Origin of the sequence: Bacillus sp. Marseille-Q1617 (genome assembly GCF_903645295.1) — a bacterium.
Taxonomy (GTDB): Bacteria; Bacillota; Bacilli; order Bacillales; family Bacillaceae_B; genus Rossellomorea.
This window is the reverse complement of the sequence record NZ_CAHJXM010000003.1, coordinates 594,508-610,276: the sequence shown is the minus strand read 5'-3', so window position 1 is coordinate 610,276 and position 15,769 is coordinate 594,508. Positions and strand designations below refer to the sequence as shown.

The 15,769-nt window shown below is 40.5% G+C and carries 18 protein-coding genes; 7 read left to right on the top strand and 11 right to left on the bottom strand.

The genetic code is table 11. The features are described from left to right. Positions 1 to 20 precede the first annotated feature (20 nt). Positions 21 to 344 carry a DUF4870 domain-containing protein gene (locus HWX64_RS20385; RefSeq protein ID WP_175991328.1) on the bottom strand — a complete coding sequence of 108 codons (324 nt, stop codon included), beginning with the start codon at positions 342 to 344 and terminating at the stop codon, positions 21 to 23. Between the two features lie 190 nt (positions 345 to 534). Between HWX64_RS20385 and HWX64_RS20380 the strand changes: the two genes are divergently transcribed. The 4 genes from HWX64_RS20380 (at position 535) to HWX64_RS20365 (ending at position 3,962) form a co-directional block, all read left to right on the top strand. Continuing rightward, complete coding sequence (locus HWX64_RS20380) at positions 535 to 1,314, top strand: undecaprenyl-diphosphate phosphatase (protein ID WP_175991327.1); 780 nt, start codon at positions 535 to 537, stop codon at positions 1,312 to 1,314. A gap of 10 nt (positions 1,315 to 1,324) precedes the next feature. Next, positions 1,325 to 1,924, top strand: coding sequence for a DedA family protein (locus HWX64_RS20375; protein WP_175991326.1), 600 nt, complete (start codon positions 1,325 to 1,327; stop codon positions 1,922 to 1,924). Positions 1,925 to 1,993: 69 nt separating this feature from the next. Continuing rightward, complete coding sequence (locus tag HWX64_RS20370; protein ID WP_175991325.1) at positions 1,994 to 3,124, top strand: amidohydrolase; 1,131 nt, start codon at positions 1,994 to 1,996, stop codon at positions 3,122 to 3,124. A 283-nt stretch (positions 3,125 to 3,407) separates the two neighbouring features. Then, positions 3,408 to 3,962 carry a GNAT family N-acetyltransferase gene (locus HWX64_RS20365; protein WP_175991324.1) on the top strand — a complete coding sequence of 185 codons (555 nt, stop codon included), beginning with the start codon at positions 3,408 to 3,410 and terminating at the stop codon, positions 3,960 to 3,962. 158 nt (positions 3,963 to 4,120) lie between these two features. Here the strand turns inward: HWX64_RS20365 and HWX64_RS20360 are convergent, their stop codons facing one another. Further along, complete coding sequence (locus HWX64_RS20360; protein WP_175991323.1) at positions 4,121 to 4,270, bottom strand: DUF2639 domain-containing protein; 150 nt, start codon at positions 4,268 to 4,270, stop codon at positions 4,121 to 4,123. Positions 4,271 to 4,329: 59 nt separating this feature from the next. Then, positions 4,330 to 5,403, bottom strand: coding sequence for an undecaprenyldiphospho-muramoylpentapeptide beta-N-acetylglucosaminyltransferase (locus HWX64_RS20355; protein WP_175991322.1), 1,074 nt, complete (start codon positions 5,401 to 5,403; stop codon positions 4,330 to 4,332). Positions 5,404 to 5,655: 252 nt separating this feature from the next. On the opposite strand from HWX64_RS20355, the gene HWX64_RS20350 reads away from it, so the two are divergent. Next, the gene (locus tag HWX64_RS20350) at positions 5,656 to 7,026 is read left to right on the top strand and encodes an MATE family efflux transporter (protein WP_175991321.1); all 1,371 of its coding nucleotides are present in this window, start codon (positions 5,656 to 5,658) and stop codon (positions 7,024 to 7,026) included. Positions 7,027 to 7,064: 38 nt separating this feature from the next. On the opposite strand, the gene HWX64_RS20345 is transcribed toward HWX64_RS20350, so the two are convergent. The 4 genes from HWX64_RS20345 to HWX64_RS20330 form a co-directional block, all read right to left on the bottom strand. After that, positions 7,065 to 7,841 carry an SDR family oxidoreductase gene (locus HWX64_RS20345; protein WP_175991320.1) on the bottom strand — a complete coding sequence of 259 codons (777 nt, stop codon included), beginning with the start codon at positions 7,839 to 7,841 and terminating at the stop codon, positions 7,065 to 7,067. A gap of 451 nt (positions 7,842 to 8,292) precedes the next feature. Beyond that, positions 8,293 to 9,102, bottom strand: a complete 810-nt coding sequence (locus tag HWX64_RS20340; RefSeq protein WP_175991319.1) for a CAP domain-containing protein — start codon at positions 9,100 to 9,102, stop codon at positions 8,293 to 8,295. A 307-nt stretch (positions 9,103 to 9,409) separates the two neighbouring features. Beyond that, positions 9,410 to 9,727 carry a hypothetical protein gene (locus HWX64_RS20335; RefSeq protein WP_175991318.1) on the bottom strand — a complete coding sequence of 106 codons (318 nt, stop codon included), beginning with the start codon at positions 9,725 to 9,727 and terminating at the stop codon, positions 9,410 to 9,412. Between the two features lie 158 nt (positions 9,728 to 9,885). Beyond that, on the bottom strand, positions 9,886 to 10,170 hold the full coding sequence (locus HWX64_RS20330; protein WP_254871225.1) for a hypothetical protein: 285 nt from the start codon (positions 10,168 to 10,170) through the stop codon (positions 9,886 to 9,888). A gap of 66 nt (positions 10,171 to 10,236) precedes the next feature. Here HWX64_RS20330 and HWX64_RS20325 point away from each other — a divergent pair, with 66 nt between their 5' ends. Then, complete coding sequence (locus HWX64_RS20325) at positions 10,237 to 10,482, top strand: DNA alkylation repair protein (RefSeq protein ID WP_175991317.1); 246 nt, start codon at positions 10,237 to 10,239, stop codon at positions 10,480 to 10,482. 58 nt (positions 10,483 to 10,540) lie between these two features. Here the strand turns inward: HWX64_RS20325 and HWX64_RS20320 are convergent, their stop codons facing one another. Together HWX64_RS20320 and HWX64_RS20315 are read right to left on the bottom strand one after the other, a co-directional pair. Continuing rightward, the gene (locus HWX64_RS20320) at positions 10,541 to 10,888 is read right to left on the bottom strand and encodes a DUF2085 domain-containing protein (RefSeq protein WP_217703501.1); all 348 of its coding nucleotides are present in this window, start codon (positions 10,886 to 10,888) and stop codon (positions 10,541 to 10,543) included. Between the two features lie 323 nt (positions 10,889 to 11,211). Next, positions 11,212 to 12,129, bottom strand: a complete 918-nt coding sequence (locus tag HWX64_RS20315; RefSeq protein WP_175991316.1) for a GTP-binding protein — start codon at positions 12,127 to 12,129, stop codon at positions 11,212 to 11,214. A gap of 305 nt (positions 12,130 to 12,434) precedes the next feature. On the opposite strand from HWX64_RS20315, the gene HWX64_RS20310 reads away from it, so the two are divergent. Next, the gene (locus HWX64_RS20310; protein WP_175991315.1) at positions 12,435 to 13,160 is read left to right on the top strand and encodes a helix-turn-helix domain-containing protein; all 726 of its coding nucleotides are present in this window, start codon (positions 12,435 to 12,437) and stop codon (positions 13,158 to 13,160) included. 22 nt (positions 13,161 to 13,182) lie between these two features. Here HWX64_RS20310 and HWX64_RS20305 read toward each other — a convergent pair whose 3' ends face one another. After that, on the bottom strand, positions 13,183 to 13,866 hold the full coding sequence (locus tag HWX64_RS20305; RefSeq protein WP_175991314.1) for an LCP family protein: 684 nt from the start codon (positions 13,864 to 13,866) through the stop codon (positions 13,183 to 13,185). A 375-nt stretch (positions 13,867 to 14,241) separates the two neighbouring features. Further along, positions 14,242 to 15,756 carry a S41 family peptidase gene (locus HWX64_RS20300; protein WP_254871224.1) on the bottom strand — a complete coding sequence of 505 codons (1,515 nt, stop codon included), beginning with the start codon at positions 15,754 to 15,756 and terminating at the stop codon, positions 14,242 to 14,244. Positions 15,757 to 15,769: the final 13 nt, after the last annotated feature.

Genomic DNA, 15,769 nt, shown 5'->3' with positions numbered 1-15,769 from the left:
TAAATCACAACTTTACAAGCTTATTTGAAAAAGTGAATAACTGTCGGGATGCGATAATGTTCTCCCTCGTATGCTTTGACGGCAGCGATTATTGTAAAGATCAAAGCCAGGAGACCTACGATCGGAGCTATGATGAATCCGATTAGTACGATCATGAGGATGGAACTGACGATTCCATAAATGGTATATGAAATCAAAAAGTTAAGATATTCCTTACCGTGATAATCCACAAATTCCGATTCATCTTTTTTCAGAAGCCAGATGATGATTGGTCCGATAAAAGCGGTAAAAAAGCTTAATACATAAATAAGTGCAGCCATGAATTTTTCATCTTTCGTCGGCATATTTTTCCCCCTCTCACAACTTTAAATAAAACACCTCCCCTATTCATACGTTTTTCAGCCTTTAAAGTTTCATCTTCCCTAAAAATTTATTCCTACCGGTGAACTTTTTCATGAAATGCAGCGAGGATGAATATACGTTAAGTGAGGAGGTTTGTCCGCCGTAATCTATATGAAAGGTTCGATGCACAAAATGGATAAATTTGAAGCTTTTATTCTCGGAATCATTCAGGGGTTAACCGAGTTTCTTCCCATTTCAAGTACAGGTCACTTATTCCTTGGAAGGTTTGCCTTCGGGCTTCAAGAAGCGGGTTTATTTCTTGATACTATGCTTCATGTCGGTACACTCGTTGCCGTGCTTGTTTTTTACCAAAAAGAACTTCTCCACATGATTAAACATCCCTTCAGTAAACTTTCATGGATACTCGTAATCGGTACGATTCCTGCTGTTATCATTGGATTGCTATTTGAGGATTTTTTTGATTCGATTTCCAAAACAGGATCCACAATAGGCTGGGAGTTCCTGGCTACCGGATTGATTATGTTCATGGCGGATGGTGTGAAAAATGGACACAAGAAATTGGAAGATATCAATTATACAGATGCCCTTGTTATCGGAAGCTTTCAGGCTGCCGCTATTTTCCCGGCACTCTCGCGTTCAGGCCTGACCATCGCTGCAGGTCTTTTCAGAAAACTCGATAGAGAAACAGCGGCCTATTTCTCCTTTCTTCTCTCAACACCGGCCATTCTTGGAGGAATTGTCTTTCAAGGAAAAGAAATGATCAGCGGGCACGTAGAAGCGATTTCTTTTTCCAGTATGGCAGTCGGGACTGTTACCGCAGCTGTTTTTGGATACGTTGCGATTGTTTCGATGGTTAATTTCTTAAAAAAACACTCGTTGAAACTATTTTCTTATTATGTGTGGGCTCTGGGGATCTTGATCCTCATCCTTCAATATTCAGGCGCTATGTAGGAGGATACAAATGAATCACGAATGGTTAGTCACGATATTGACAGTATTAACGGATTGGGGTTATGTAGGAATTGCCCTCGCATTGATGATCGAGGTCATTCCAAGCGAACTTGTGTTAAGCTATGCAGGTTTCATGGTCAGTTCCGGGGAGCTTTCCTTTATCGGGGCTTTTCTCGGAGGAGTAATCGGGGGAACTGCCGCTCAGCTCTTTCTATATTGGCTTGGATATTATGGAGGAAGGCCGTTTTTCAAGAAATATGGTAAATATTTATTCATCTCGGAAAAGCATATCGAATCAGCGGAATCATGGTTTGAGAGGTATGGCACGATTGTTGTTTTCACAGCAAGATTCATACCGGTCGTACGCCATGCCATCAGTATTCCAGCCGGAATCAGCCGAATGTCTTTGACTGCCTTCACCCTCTATACGTTTGCCGCCATGCTCCCATGGACGCTTCTATTCATGGTCATCGGGATGGAGCTTGGAACCCATTGGGAACATATTGAGGTCATCGGGGTCAGGTACATAAAGCCATTAAGCATCATTGCAATCTCTGCCACTTGTTTGTTTCTGATGTTTTCTTATTTTCGAAATAAAAAGAAAGCTTGACTTCTTTTTTTCAAAAAAAATGATTAAAATAGGAGTAATAAACTTACGAGTAAAATGAGAGGTTTTACTATGAATTCGATACTTTTAACAAATGCAGCCATCTATCCTGTCACCTCGTCACCTATAGCAAATGGTTCCCTTTTCATTTCAGAAGGAAAAATCAAACAAATTTACAACCACAAGGTCGAGGCCCCGCCTAATATACAAGTGATTGATTGCCGTGGGAAGTATCTTTTTCCAGGGTTCATCGATTCCCACACCCACTTGGGATTATACGATGAGGGTACGGGCTGGGCCGGGAATGATGCGAATGAAACGATTGAGCCGATGACTCCTCATATCCGTGCGTTCGACGGTGTTTATCCACTGGATCCCGGTTTTACTGATGCACTTAAATATGGGGTGACTGCAGTGAATGTGATGCCGGGCAGTGCCAATGTGATCGGCGGGACCACATCTGTCATCAAGACCCACGGCTCCTCCATACGCTCCATGCTGATCAAGGAAACGTCAGGATTGAAACTGGCATTAGGGGAAAACCCCAAGCGCATTCACAGCAATGGCAATAATGACTCGATTACAAGGATGGGAATCATGGGTATGCTGCGCGAAGCATTTTTCTCAGCCAAGTATTGTGATCAGCCTGAAGAATTGAGGGTAGCCCCTCTGGTTTCCGCTTTAAAAAGGGAGATTCCGGTAAGGATACATGCTCATCGTGCAGATGATATCCTTTCAGCCATACGCTTTGCAGAAGAGTTCAACCTGGATCTGCGGATAGAGCACTGTACAGAAGGTCATCTTATTGCCAATGAACTTAAAGGCAAGAAATTAAAGGTCTCCGTCGGTCCGACATTTACGCGCCGCTCAAAAGTAGAGTTGAAAAACAAAAGCTGGATCACCTATCAAAGATTGACCGAAGCCGGCGTGGAAGTTTCGATCACGACCGATCATCCATACACTCCGATCCAGTATCTGAACATGTGTGCAGCGATTGCCGTCCGTGAAGGTCTTGATGAACAGAAAGCATTGGAAGGAATTACGATTCTGCCTGCTAGAAATCTTGGAGTGGAGGCTCGGATCGGTTCTCTCGAAGCAGGGAAAGATGCGGACTTGGTCGTTTGGAGCCACCATCCTTTCCATTTTATGGCCAAGCCTGTTTTAACGTTTGTAAATGGGGAAATCGCCTATCAAAATTTGTAGATATTTGCTAAAAAATTTTAGCGAAATTAATCTTTTTTCCTATTCCCTTTTTTAAAAATTTCATATATGATACAGAAGGATATATATTTCCGATTACATTGTTCTTAAGCGCGATCTATTTATAAATAGAGCGATTGTAATGGAGGGAAGGCAAAAGGTGCGCCACCAGTTTCTTGACTGGTCTTAGTGGGTTCGATTCCCACCCCGAAATTTTTTAGTTAACTTTTAAAAATTTCGAGGGTGGATTCGTACGCATGAAGACTGCCCTCAAGGAGGGTCTACTATGATCAAGAAACGTGATTTACATGAGTGTCATACTCTTTATGACCTGATGGTGCACCCGGATGTCTTCCCTTTTGTGCGTCAAAAAGCAAACTCGTACGAGGAGTTTCTTTTCCTAACAAAGCAAACGATCGAAGCAGAAGAAAGAGGAGAGCTGATCTCCCGTACCATCATTGATGAATGGGGTAACGCCATAGGTACCATCAATTTATTCGATATCCAGGAAAATGCAGGCTTTCTCGGTACCTGGATCGGTAAACCTTTTCATGGCAAAGGGTATAATAAGCCGGCTAAAGACGCATTTTTTCATGAACTTTTTTATGAACTGGGCATGGAAACCATTTTCATGCGGATACGTAAAATCAATACCCGCTCCCTGAAGGCAGCACAAAAATTACCATACGTCGTATGTGCTAATGAAACACGAAAAGCGCTTTATGAACAATTAAATGCTATAGAAGAAGTATATGACCTTTATGAGATACCCAAAGATTTATATACACTTTATTTGTATCAGACTGCAGAGGAACAGGAAGAGCAGGCTATGGAAGCTTAAAACGGTTCAAAATAAGATAAGCCTATCAATCGATTGTCATTTTCGGCAGTCGATTTTTTTATTCATGAATATTGATAATGGTAATGGGTTCAGAGAACCTGAATAATAAAAAATACCGGTTTCTATGAGCTCACTTCACATAGAAACCGGGTTTTTCATTATTTCTTCTTATTCAATTTTTCAAAGTAAAGATTTCTTACCACAAAGGTTTTGTAGTTTTCAAGCTTGCGCTTTTCTACAGGATGATAATTGAATCCCATTTTTTTCAGTTCTTGAATATACCATCCTTTTGAATATTGATAAGCCATCCGATCCTCTCCCCTTCACCGGTTTCTACACTATATGCGGCGAAGGGGATATTCAGTTATTATTTTGACATGGCTGCAAGCTCTTGATACATATCCTGTATCGTATACGCCTTTTGACCATTTCTCATGTTTGAAAGAATCGTCTCCCCGCTTCCTTTCAGCTCATTCACCTTATTCATGAAGCTTTCCTTCGTTAGTTCTTCTTCTTCCAGTTTTATTGCGTACCCATGCTTTACAAAAGAGTCGGCATTCAATATTTGATCCCCCCTGCTTGCTTCTCTTGATAGCGGGATGAGAAGCATAGGCTTCTTCAATGCCAGAAATTCAAAAATGGAGTTTGACCCTGCACGTGAAATGACATAATTGGTCATGGCCAGAAAATGCGGGAGATCCGCTTTGATAAATTCATATTGCCTGTATCCTTTTTGCGTAAATTGATCCTCTATATTTCCTTTACCACAAATATGGATGATTTGAAATTGTGCTAGTAGATCATCAAGGTTCTCTCTTACAGCTTCATTGATCTTTCTTGCCCCGAGACTGCCTCCCATGATCATAAGGACAGGCTTCTCTTCATAAAAACCTGACAGTCTCTTTCCTTCTGAAGCATCACCTTTGAATAATTCCTCACGAATAATCGCCCCGGCACATAGTGATTTCTCCTTGGGAAGCGCCTTTACGGTTTCAGGAAAAGTAGTGAATATTTTGGTAGCGAACGGAACTGCCAATTTGTTGGCTAATCCGGGTGTGACATCCGATTCATGGATCGCAACAGGTACTTTCGCCATTTTCGCCGCCATCACGACAGGGACGGAAACAAATCCGCCTTTGGAAAATATGATATCCGGTTTTGTCTTCCGGATAACGGATAAAGCGTCGAACACACCTTTCATCACCCTGAAAGGATCGGTGAAATTCTTCCAGGAGAAATAACGTCTTAACTTACCGCTGGATATGCTTTCGTAAGGGATGTGAGGGAATTGATCTGTGATGATTTCTTTTTCAATTCCATTTTCAGAGCCTATGTAGGTCACTCTCCAGCCTTCTTTTTCAAAATGAGGAATCAATGCTGTGTTCACTGTAACGTGACCGGCTGATCCGCCGCCCGTAAACAATATATTATGTTTGTTCATGTATATGTACTCCTATCTCGTCTTTTGTCGGTTTCATTTTTAACTATCAATATACACTTTATCAAAAATGCTCCCATGTTAGAACAATGAATTGTTCTTTCCTTTAATTCCCCAATATAAAGTCATTACACTTGGAAATTTCACGTTACTACCTCTCTGCTATTTGTGGTACAGTATGGTAGTGTATTGAATGATACTTCGGTCATTCATTTTATTTTAATCTGAAACAAACGTAAATAAGGAGTCCGACCTATGAAACAGACATATAACATGAAAGGAAAGCTGGGACAGCTTTCCTATATATTAATCCCTATTCTGGTTACTCAGCTTGGGATGTTTGCCATGAATTTCTTCGATACGATCATGTCAGGCCAATTTTCTCCGACTGACTTAGCCGGCGTCGCCATTGGATCTTCACTTTGGGTACCAGTCTTTACTGGACTGAGTGGTATTCTGCTTGCCGTAACCCCGATTGTCGCTCAATTAATCGGCGGGGGAAAAAAGAAGGAAGTGCCCCATACTGTTTTTCAAGGTGTGTATGCGGCCATCTTTTTATCCATCATCGTCATCTTTATTGGAGTGATCGTACTCGATCCCATTCTTAACGGCATGAACCTTGAAGAAAACGTGCACCGGGTGGCGAAAGAATATTTGATTGCATTGTCTATAGGGATGATCCCCTTATTTATCTATAATGTTTTAAGATCATTCATCGATGCTTTGGGTTTAACGAGAGTAACCATGTTCATCACCTTATTATCCCTCCCTATAAACGTGATATTAAATTATGTTTTTATTTTTGGGAAACTGGGTGTTCCTGCATTCGGCGGTGTCGGGGCGGGCTACGCTTCAGCCATTACTTATTGGGTCATCACGATCATTGCATTCTGGGTAATCCACACAAAAAGTCCTTTTCAGGAATTCTTTATCTTTAAGACACTGCAGAAGCCCCATTTCAGTAAATGGAAAGAAATCTTTAAAATCGGTGTACCCATCGGTTTATCGATATTTTTTGAAGTGAGTATCTTTTCTGCTGTTACGCTCTTGATGAGTGAATACAAAACTGCGGTCATTGCCGCCCATCAGGCAGCGCTCAATTTCGCATCATTTTTATATATGATCCCTCTGAGCATCTCAATGGCACTTACGATTGTCGTTGGGTTTGAAGTAGGTGCCAAAAGACTTAAAGATGCCAAAATTTACAGTTGGATGGGTGTTGTCATCGCTCTTATACTGGCTGTATTATACGGTGTGGTTTTATACGTTTTCCGCACTGAAATTTCCTATTTATATACGGATGATCCTTACGTTCTTGAACTGATTGGACATTTCCTGTTATACGCTGTATTCTTCCAGCTTTCTGATGCCATTCAGGCACCTGTGCAGGGAGCTCTCCGCGGATATAAAGATGTGAATATCACCTTTATCATGGCGCTGATTTCTTATTGGATAATCGGACTTCCGCTGGGTTATCTATTAGCCAATTTTACAGATTTCGGTCCCTATGGCTACTGGCTCGGGCTAACTTCTGGTTTGACGGCTGGTGCTCTGACCCTTTCAGGAAGATTGCTTCTTATTCAAAAGAGATTCAGAAAAGACTATTTGAAAGAAATGAACACATAATAAAAGAGATTCGCTCTTACCTGAGCGAATCTCTTTTGTCATTTGTGAAATATTTTCCCCAGGACATCTTTTCCTCCTGTCACCGGGATGACCGTTCCTGTAATAAAATCAGATTCGTCCCTGCAGAGAAACTCTATCACCCTTGCCAAATCTTCTCCTGTCCCTGGGCGGCCGACAGGAGTAGAAGGATCCCTTTTGGTTTTTGCATGTTTAATATCATCTTCTTTCCATTGACCCACTATATCACCGGGACAAACCATGTTGGCCGTGATTCCATTCATGGCTTCTTCGATTGAAATAGTTTTTGTGAATGAGGCAAGCCCGGCCTTTGCAGCGGCAAAAGCCGAACGGTATATCCAGCCCGGGGAGGTTTCCACACGGTCATAACCAAACGTGATGATTCGGCCCCAATTCCTTTCCCTCATTTTAGGAATCATTAATCGGGTTAAATAAAAAACACTGTTTAGATTCCCATTTACTATGTAATTCCATTCTTCAGGCGAATATTCATCAAATGTTTTTCTTTCTTTGACATAAGGTCCGGCATTATGGATCAAAATATCAATTCCGTCACATTTTTCATTTATTTCTCCCGCGACCCTTTCACAATCAGCAGGAATCGACACATCGCCCTTGATTGCAAATACTTCATTCCGGTATGTATCACGCAACTGCTGAACGAAGTCACTTGCATGGGCTTCATCATTTCTATAGTTAATGAATACTTTATATCCGTTCTTTGAAAATTGAATCGCTGTGCGACTGCCAATTCCTTTAGCGCCGCCAGTGATCAGAACTGACTTTTCTTTGTTCACCAAAATCCACTCCACAAAATCTTTATAATACCATACTAAGAATCATTTCAATGAAATGCAAATATAAGCTGCCTGTATATTTAAGCTCATTAAAAACGGTTAATACCCCGCTATTGATTTCCGTGCAATACTTTGCTTTCCGCGGGTAGCCCCTGAGCCTCCCCGTCGCGTCCGCTCCTGCGGGGTCTCCCATTAGCTACTCTTCCCGCAGGAGTCTTCGTCTTGCACTCCAAACAATAGCTAGAACAAGTAAAAAGGAAACACGCTTTACAAGATCATCTTAAAATCCAGACATATTTGTATTCTAATTAAGGTATATTGAGATATTTTTCATTTTTTCTTAGACAGAACACTTCTGCCTAAGCCTCTTATTCTGTGGCTGATTCTAAATGTTTTCCTCTTCATAAGAAAAAACAGCCCCGGATATGGGGCTGCTCAGATCAATCATATCTTATTTTGAAATGAATTGCTGTGTCCAATAGTGGCCATTTTCAACATATCCCACACCGATGTGAGTGTAGTTTGAACTTAAGATGTTTTTACGGTGACCGTCACTGTTCATCCAAGCTTGTACAACTTCTTCCGGAGTAGGCTGACCCATTGCAATGTTTTCACCTGCTGAAGAATATTCTACGCCGAATTGCTTCATCATATCAAATGGAGAGCCGTATGTCGGGCTGTCGTGAGAAAAGTAATTATTTTGTTGCATGTCTTGTGATTTTGCTTTTGCAACTTTACTTAACTCAGCATCTACTTTAAGAGCCGGCAATCCTTGTTTAGCACGCTCTTGGTTTGTAAGTTCAACAACTTTTTGCTCATATTGGCTTAGTTCACCAGTTTCAGCTGCAGGCTCTGCTTGCTGCTTTTGTTCTTGTGCTTGCGGCTGTGCCTGTTGTTCTTGAGGCTGTGCTGGAGCAGGCGCTTCTGCTTCAGGAGCCTTTTGTTCAGGTGCAGGTGCCTCCGCTTTTGGTGCTTGTTGTTCAGGTGCTGGAGCTGGAGCCTCGGCTTTTGGTGCTTCCTGTGGTTGAGGTGCTTGGCCTTTCAAGCAATCTTGAATATTGAAATTCTGACCATTCGCGCCATATTTTGATAGAATATCTTGGATATATTTATTTAAATCTTCTTGATTACCATTTAATTGAAGAGTTTGAACCTTTGTTTTTACTTGCTCTGGACTTGCAGCGTCAGCACTACCTGCTGCTAGTGGAGATGCTAATAATGTTAATGCTGTTGCTGCTGATAACATTTTCTTCTTATTCATAGAGATGAATTCCTCCTTAGTGAATGTGTTGTTTTCTTGCTGCACATTCATCATAACACCCTTTTTTTGTTACATTTACGGGAGGAAATGGTAACCGGCTTGAAATTGTTCATTTTTGAAAATCAATTTATCCAGCAAGCTTGTAATCTATGAAAAATAAAGGGTTTGCTTAATTTACTTACATTTCCGTCAAAAGAATATTTTGACTCATGGAACTAAAATTTACCGCAAATAGAATATTGACACCCTTATAAAACAGGTCTTTTTGTAACGGATATTACAAATCGATGTCATAAATGAGGGTATTTTATCCCATGGAATAGCTTTCTTTGCAAGGTTCGTCTCTTATCACACTTATATAACCCACAACGTCGAACCCTAAACCTTTTAATTGTCTGACTCCCACATTGCACTCGATAGAAGAACTGCCAATCACGACAATCGGTCCTTTGGGGATTTCATGGGAATAACGTTTTAAGTATCCACATGGGATCGCTATTGCTTGATCGCAGTTTGATTTAAATGAATCCTGATAATCCCGAACATCTACGATAATGTGAGAGCGATCCACTTCCTTTTCGCTCAATCTTTTCACACGAACCGGTGCATAGCGATAGTACATCATATATATAAGTACACTAATAGTTATTAACGTAATAAACAGCATACCGTATCATTCCTTTTCAATAATCTATGTTGAATTATATACCTTTATGGGTATAAAGAAAAGGAAAACGTTTTGAAACAAAATAATCTGAATTTAGTGTATTAGATGAACATTCCCTACTTCTTTTCCTTTAGATATTCAAGCAGCTCTACATGTAATTGAAGCAATTCAATCTTTGTATCAGAAGATAAACCGGACTCAATAATTCGCTTGGAGGCAAGTATATACTTGTCGTGGATAGGCTTCCTTGCACGCGGATGGCTGTTTTCGTCTAGCAGCTCCCGCTTAATGGTTTCCTTTAGGATCTCTTCTGCAGACTTATTTTCTGAAAACAACATCCGATTTTTCCATATTGTTTGATATTCTTCGAGCAAAGATTGATATGTATTTGTACACATCATGATCCTCCTTTACATATTTATTATTCAGCTGAGCATACTAGTAAAAAACAAAGAAAGGTGATGGTTATGACTACACCCTATCGTTGTCCAAATTGCCGAACGAATCGAACCAGATTCAATATCATTCAACAAGTTTCGCAAAGTGTGAAATTGGACCCTCAGTCAGGACAAGTCGTCCAGCAGTATGAGGAAGGGAATCTTGATCCTTTTCACCTTGCCTATAATGGTCCGGAACTGAAGGTGCAATGTGCTGCATGTGGACTTGTAGAAGATGAAATGACCTTTAAGAAATTTGGGGAAAGTAATAGTTAAGGTGAAAGGGTTAACCGTATAAAGGTTAGCCCTTTTTTTCTGACAGGGTGATGATAGATCATAAGGCTAAAATCAAATAAATTAAGCTCCGTGACAGATAGACAATTCCAATCGCCAGACCCCATCCAAACATCATGCCTGTTGTCAGGCGCAAAGGATTATTACTCACACGCCACCTCTTCATTTGTGTGTATCCATCAATCAGCATCGGAATCATCAAAAGTCCCCCGACTGCTAAGGTCAAAACAGAAAATAAATAAAACCAGTTTACAATGATGCCGATAAAAATCCCTGTCACGATGCCCATACAGCGGAAACACACAGGAAATTGATGATTGCGAACGACCAAAGAGCGCTCGGGGATCCGGTGACAAGGCATGAAAGAAAGGGTAATGAGCGATTTCATAAAATCCTCCTAAGGAGTACAATCAGGACCACAATCAAACGAATCACAATCCAGGGATTTCTTTCCTGCCCCGGAAGAAGGAAGACAATCAGGCATGTAGAATGGCCAATCCCAACAGTCATTCGTTGATTTTGATTTCTTTCCTTTTTTTCTTTGATAATAGTATACCGTTAAAGCAAATAATAATATGCTGATGATAAGCAGCGATAAAAAGATATATAATTGAAATGTAGTCTCATAGAAAAATAAACCGGATATTCCGGCCAAAAACAAAACCAGTTCCAAACTAAACAGCAGAAATACCATACTCCCACCCCGCGTCTTTATGAATGATCGATTTCTTCAAGTGATCGTATAATATTTGTTTTATGTAATCCTTCACCAATTATGACAAAGTTAGTCTTATATTTCATATCTGCCTGCATGAATAAAGGCATTCCATAAGAATATTGAAACATCATAGGATATTTTTTCCCTTTGAGCGGGATGTACCCTTTCATTCTGTAAATCGTGTCCGGCTGACGTTTAACCCATTCTTCGAATTCTTCACCATCAACCTCGCCTTTAAATGTATATACGACTGCCTGTAGTGAAAGGTGCTGCCCTATTGAGGCTTTGTCAAATTCCCCTATTTCTTTTATTGTTGTCAATGCAAGAATATCAGCCATCGATACTTTGGCGTAATTCGTCAGAAAGACTTTGGCATTAGGGTTCAACTGCTGTAATTCATAGATGAACTTCCCCTGCTCCATTTCGGTCAGCAGATCTATTTTATTTGCGATGATAAATTGAGCATGCCGAATCTGCTCTCTCATCAGGTGCAATACAGACGGACTGAATTGGGACCGGTTCTTCCACTGCTTGCCGTCCACGACTGTAAGGATTCCTTTGAAATCAAATTTATCCGCAAACAAGGGAGAAAGGATCGAATCTACTACCTCTACAGGATGTGCCGCGCCTGTGGTTTCAATGATGAGAACATCAAATTGTTCGTTGACTAATAACCCTTGTAATTGCGCCTCCAGCTTATCTGAGATTGTACAGCAGATACAGCCGTCCAGCAGCTCCCTCATTGCTGTGTCTTCATCCACTGCATCACTGTCGATCGATACACTGCCAAGTTCATTCATTAAAACAGCTGGCTTTTTATATTCCTCCTTTAATGCTTGAAGGAATTGTTTCAATAATGTCGTTTTTCCACTTCCAAGAAAGCCGGATAATATAAAGACTTCTTTTTTCATCTGAATTCCTATCCTCTCTATACTGCAATCTACATCTCTACATTCTATATAAAACCGTAAGCAAATACAATGACCTATCAAACCTTGATTGATTGTTCTAAGGGTGTACCTGAAAGTTATATAATAGAAGAAAGCTGTAGTTTGTTGCTTTTCAACATCCCCATCTCGAACTCAAGAATGAACGAAAACTGATATAAATGTTCCAACACCCTGAATATAACGGAATGGATGGAAAAACAGCGCCGGAGAAAACAAGAGAACCAGCTTGGAATACACTACTTCTTTTAGAAGGGCGGGGATTTTCTTTGTTTTATGAAAAAATTGTACCGTTAAAGCTGCGTGATTTTTTAAAGAATCCTTCCCATGACACGTTAAAAGATCTGCTACTTCATAATACAGGTGAAACTGACTACGTCGATTTCAAATCAGATTGGATCGAAGTTTCCAAGCTTGCCAAGCACGTATTGGCCATTTCCAATTCAGGCGGAGGCTGTATTATAATCGGGGTTATGCAATATGATGATGGGGCCATTGAATTGAAAGGATTATCTGAAGAAGAATTTTTGGATAAAGCTGATGTAGATAATAAACTTCAGCATCTGCTTCCTAAATATTTACGATATAGGACAGAGGATTTTCTCTTTACTGAGAACATTCATCCCCTTTTAAGCATGAAACGATTTCAGGTGCTGATTATAGACTATGATCCCAGGTATGTTCCCTATACTTCTATCGTGACAAGAGGAGAGCTTCGATACGGCGCCATCTATGTCCGCCAAGGGACCAAAACCATCGAAGCAACGAATGATAAACTGGTGGATGTCATTCTGAGGAAAGTACAATCCGGTGGATCAGACAGTGACGAACGTACTCTCCAGGAACACCTGGAACACCTGAAAATCCTTCAATATGAGTATGATCATACCCAAGATGATAAATATAAGAAATATTTACATCAGTTGATCGTAAGAAAAATGAAACGCATTGAAAACTACCTTGAACTCGACTCCTCGGATTTTTTTCCTTCGTGAAGATATGAAGGGCTGAATTACATTAGTGAATAAACTCATTTAATGCATGAAGATTTGCATGTTCATCCATTTCCAACACTTCTCCTGCCCAAGGTTTTGATACGTTTTTGTAACTTCCTTCAACAGGGATACGGATGGTTTCAACAGTCTCTATTGGATGAAACATGAATGATAGTCCGTGTTTCATTACCTGATCAATCGAGAAGGTTGTTTCAACGTTCTTAAAGCTTTCACGTAGTAATTCGACTGCTGTTGAGATGCCTTTTCCAGATTTTATTTGAGCCATGATATTTTTTTGAGCAAGATCCATGATTTCCTGCTGCCTGTCCACCCGTCCGAAATCACTTGATATGTCTCCCCTGAAGCGGACGTATTGCAAGATTTCTTCTCCCTTAAGCAATTGTTTGCCGGGTTCTTTAGCCCACTTCCAATGATTGATCATTCCTTCAGAAATCGTAACCCGGACACCTTCCGGGAAAATGATTCCCATCATATTGATAAAATCTTGAAAATTAAGGTTTACGGTGTGATTTATCTCAAGATCGAAATTTTGCTGCAGCGTTTTCTTTACCAATTCATTACCGCCCCATGAATAGGCATGATTTATTTTACTTTTTCCATATCCGGGTATTTCTACATATGTGTCCCTCATGATGGAAATGAGTTTGATTGTTGTATGATTGGGGATATATTGAGCAATCATCAACACATCCGCTCTTTCGGCTTCCTTCTTTCGTTGATCCGAACCAACCACGAGCACATTGATGGGTTTTTCATTCCCTTTATTACTGAAAGGAAAGATCGAGTCTGGTCTTTCTTGATTTCCCTCTGAACTCTACACACTAGTCTTTTCTTGCATTTCAGTTATTTCTGAAGGTGGAGAGGGTTCATTCATCACTACATATACGGTGAATGTTAACACCAATATCAGCGGTATTGCCGTCCATTTTCTAAACACCATTATCACCTCAAACTTTATTATCATTGTTGGTCATATGGGATTCTTCTATACAAGTAAGTAAGAGGGAAATCAAAAAGATCTCAGGGGAATATCCCTGAGATCTTTTGATAATTTCAAGTATTATTTTAGTACCTCAACTGCTTTTTTAAATTGAGGATCGTTTTCTTTTAATTTCTGACGAAGCTGATCCATTAATTTTACCGTTGTCTCGCCTTTTAGTACACCTGTCGCTTCGAGTTTATTCTTATCCTGAAATTCCTCTACAGCCTTTTTCGTTTTTTCATCGAAATAGCCGTCAACATTTCCTGGGTTCAGTTCCAAGGCATTCAACATCTGTTCAGCCGCTTTTACCGAATCAGACATATCACTTTCTTTTAGTTCTTTATCCGGATTGATGAAAGGGAGCTGAGCGTAGTCAGGCATCTTCACTTCATAGTCAGGGGTGATTCCCTTTTCATGAATCCAATTGCCCTTTGGAGTAAGCCATTTGGCAGTAGTGAATTTCATATTGGAGCCGTCCTCAAAATCTTCTGCAGTTTGAACGGTTCCTTTACCAAAGGTTTTCGTTCCGACCAATGGGATATCGTTGGATTCACTTACGGCAGCAGCTAAGATTTCTGAAGCACTGGCACTGCCTTCATCCACCAGAATAGCAGTTGGTACATTTACTTTTTGTCCGCCTTCAGACACATACTTCTCAACTTCCCCATTATGATCTTCAACCTGGAAGAGTACTTCGCCTTCAGGTACAAATAGGTTGGAGATCTGGATCGCTTGTTCCAGCAGGCCTCCCGGGTTTTGTCTCAGATCCAGTAGGAGCTTTTTCATGCCCTTATCCTGCATTTCATTTAAAGCCTTGACCAATTCTTTATACGTGTTTTCGGAGAAGCTTGTAATCTGTATTTCAGCGACCCCATTGTCCTTCATTTCAGCATAAACCGTTTCAATCGGAATCTCATCTCTTGTGATGGTGACATCCATTGACTTCTCTTGGCCCGGGCGCTGAATCGTCAGGGTCACCTTCGTCCCTTTTTCACCCCGGATTAAAAGGACTGCATCCGTTACCGACATACCCTGAATACTTTCCCCGTCCACTTTCAGGATTGTATCGTTAGGCTGTAAGCCTGCTTTTTCAGCAGGTGACCCTTTGATAGGGGAAACTATCGAGATATATCCATCTTTTTCTTGAATTTCTGCACCGATTCCTTCAAATGATGAAGAAATACTTTCCTGAAATTTTTTGGCTTCATCCTCATTCATATAATCGGAGTAAGGATCCCCGACGCTTTCGAGCATGCCGTTGATTGCTCCATTGACCAATTTTTCCTGCTCCAGGTCCTTATAATATTTTTCATTTAATTTATCGTAAGCCTCATACAGCTTATTGAACTCAGATCGTTCGGTGACGCCGACATTGACTGCTTTCTCATCCCCAAATGCCAATGCAAAGGTTGTAATCCCAGCGGTAGCGAATACAAGAAAAAAGAGGAGCATCACAAATTTGAATTTTTTTATTTTTAGATAGCTTGTTTGATTTTCTTCTTGGGTTGCTGACTGTTCTGTTGATTTATCCTGTTCCAAGGCTTCCACCACTTTCATTGCTATGTATCTAAAGAATTTCGTTAAGGATATCATGAATATCCATTCT

What these genes read in the sequence shown, in the direction of transcription:
- HWX64_RS20385 (WP_175991328.1), bottom strand. Translation starts at nt 344, where the DNA reads ATGCCGACGAAAGATGAAAAATTCATGGCTGCACTTATTTATGTATTA.
- HWX64_RS20380 (WP_175991327.1), top strand. Translation starts at nt 535, where the DNA reads ATGGATAAATTTGAAGCTTTTATTCTCGGAATCATTCAGGGGTTAACC.
- HWX64_RS20375 (WP_175991326.1), top strand. Translation starts at nt 1,325, where the DNA reads ATGAATCACGAATGGTTAGTCACGATATTGACAGTATTAACGGATTGG.
- HWX64_RS20370 (WP_175991325.1), top strand. Translation starts at nt 1,994, where the DNA reads ATGAATTCGATACTTTTAACAAATGCAGCCATCTATCCTGTCACCTCG.
- HWX64_RS20365 (WP_175991324.1), top strand. Translation starts at nt 3,408, where the DNA reads ATGATCAAGAAACGTGATTTACATGAGTGTCATACTCTTTATGACCTG.
- HWX64_RS20360 (WP_175991323.1), bottom strand. Translation starts at nt 4,270, where the DNA reads ATGGCTTATCAATATTCAAAAGGATGGTATATTCAAGAACTGAAAAAA.
- HWX64_RS20355 (WP_175991322.1), bottom strand. Translation starts at nt 5,403, where the DNA reads ATGAACAAACATAATATATTGTTTACGGGCGGCGGATCAGCCGGTCAC.
- HWX64_RS20350 (WP_175991321.1), top strand. Translation starts at nt 5,656, where the DNA reads ATGAAACAGACATATAACATGAAAGGAAAGCTGGGACAGCTTTCCTAT.
- HWX64_RS20340 (WP_175991319.1), bottom strand. Translation starts at nt 9,102, where the DNA reads ATGAATAAGAAGAAAATGTTATCAGCAGCAACAGCATTAACATTATTA.
- HWX64_RS20335 (WP_175991318.1), bottom strand. Translation starts at nt 9,727, where the DNA reads ATGATGTACTATCGCTATGCACCGGTTCGTGTGAAAAGATTGAGCGAA.
- HWX64_RS20330 (WP_254871225.1), bottom strand. Translation starts at nt 10,170, where the DNA reads ATGATGTGTACAAATACATATCAATCTTTGCTCGAAGAATATCAAACA.
- HWX64_RS20325 (WP_175991317.1), top strand. Translation starts at nt 10,237, where the DNA reads ATGACTACACCCTATCGTTGTCCAAATTGCCGAACGAATCGAACCAGA.
- HWX64_RS20320 (WP_217703501.1), bottom strand. Translation starts at nt 10,888, where the DNA reads ATGAAATCGCTCATTACCCTTTCTTTCATGCCTTGTCACCGGATCCCC.
- HWX64_RS20315 (WP_175991316.1), bottom strand. Translation starts at nt 12,129, where the DNA reads ATGAAAAAAGAAGTCTTTATATTATCCGGCTTTCTTGGAAGTGGAAAA.
- HWX64_RS20300 (WP_254871224.1), bottom strand. Translation starts at nt 15,756, where the DNA reads ATGATATCCTTAACGAAATTCTTTAGATACATAGCAATGAAAGTGGTG.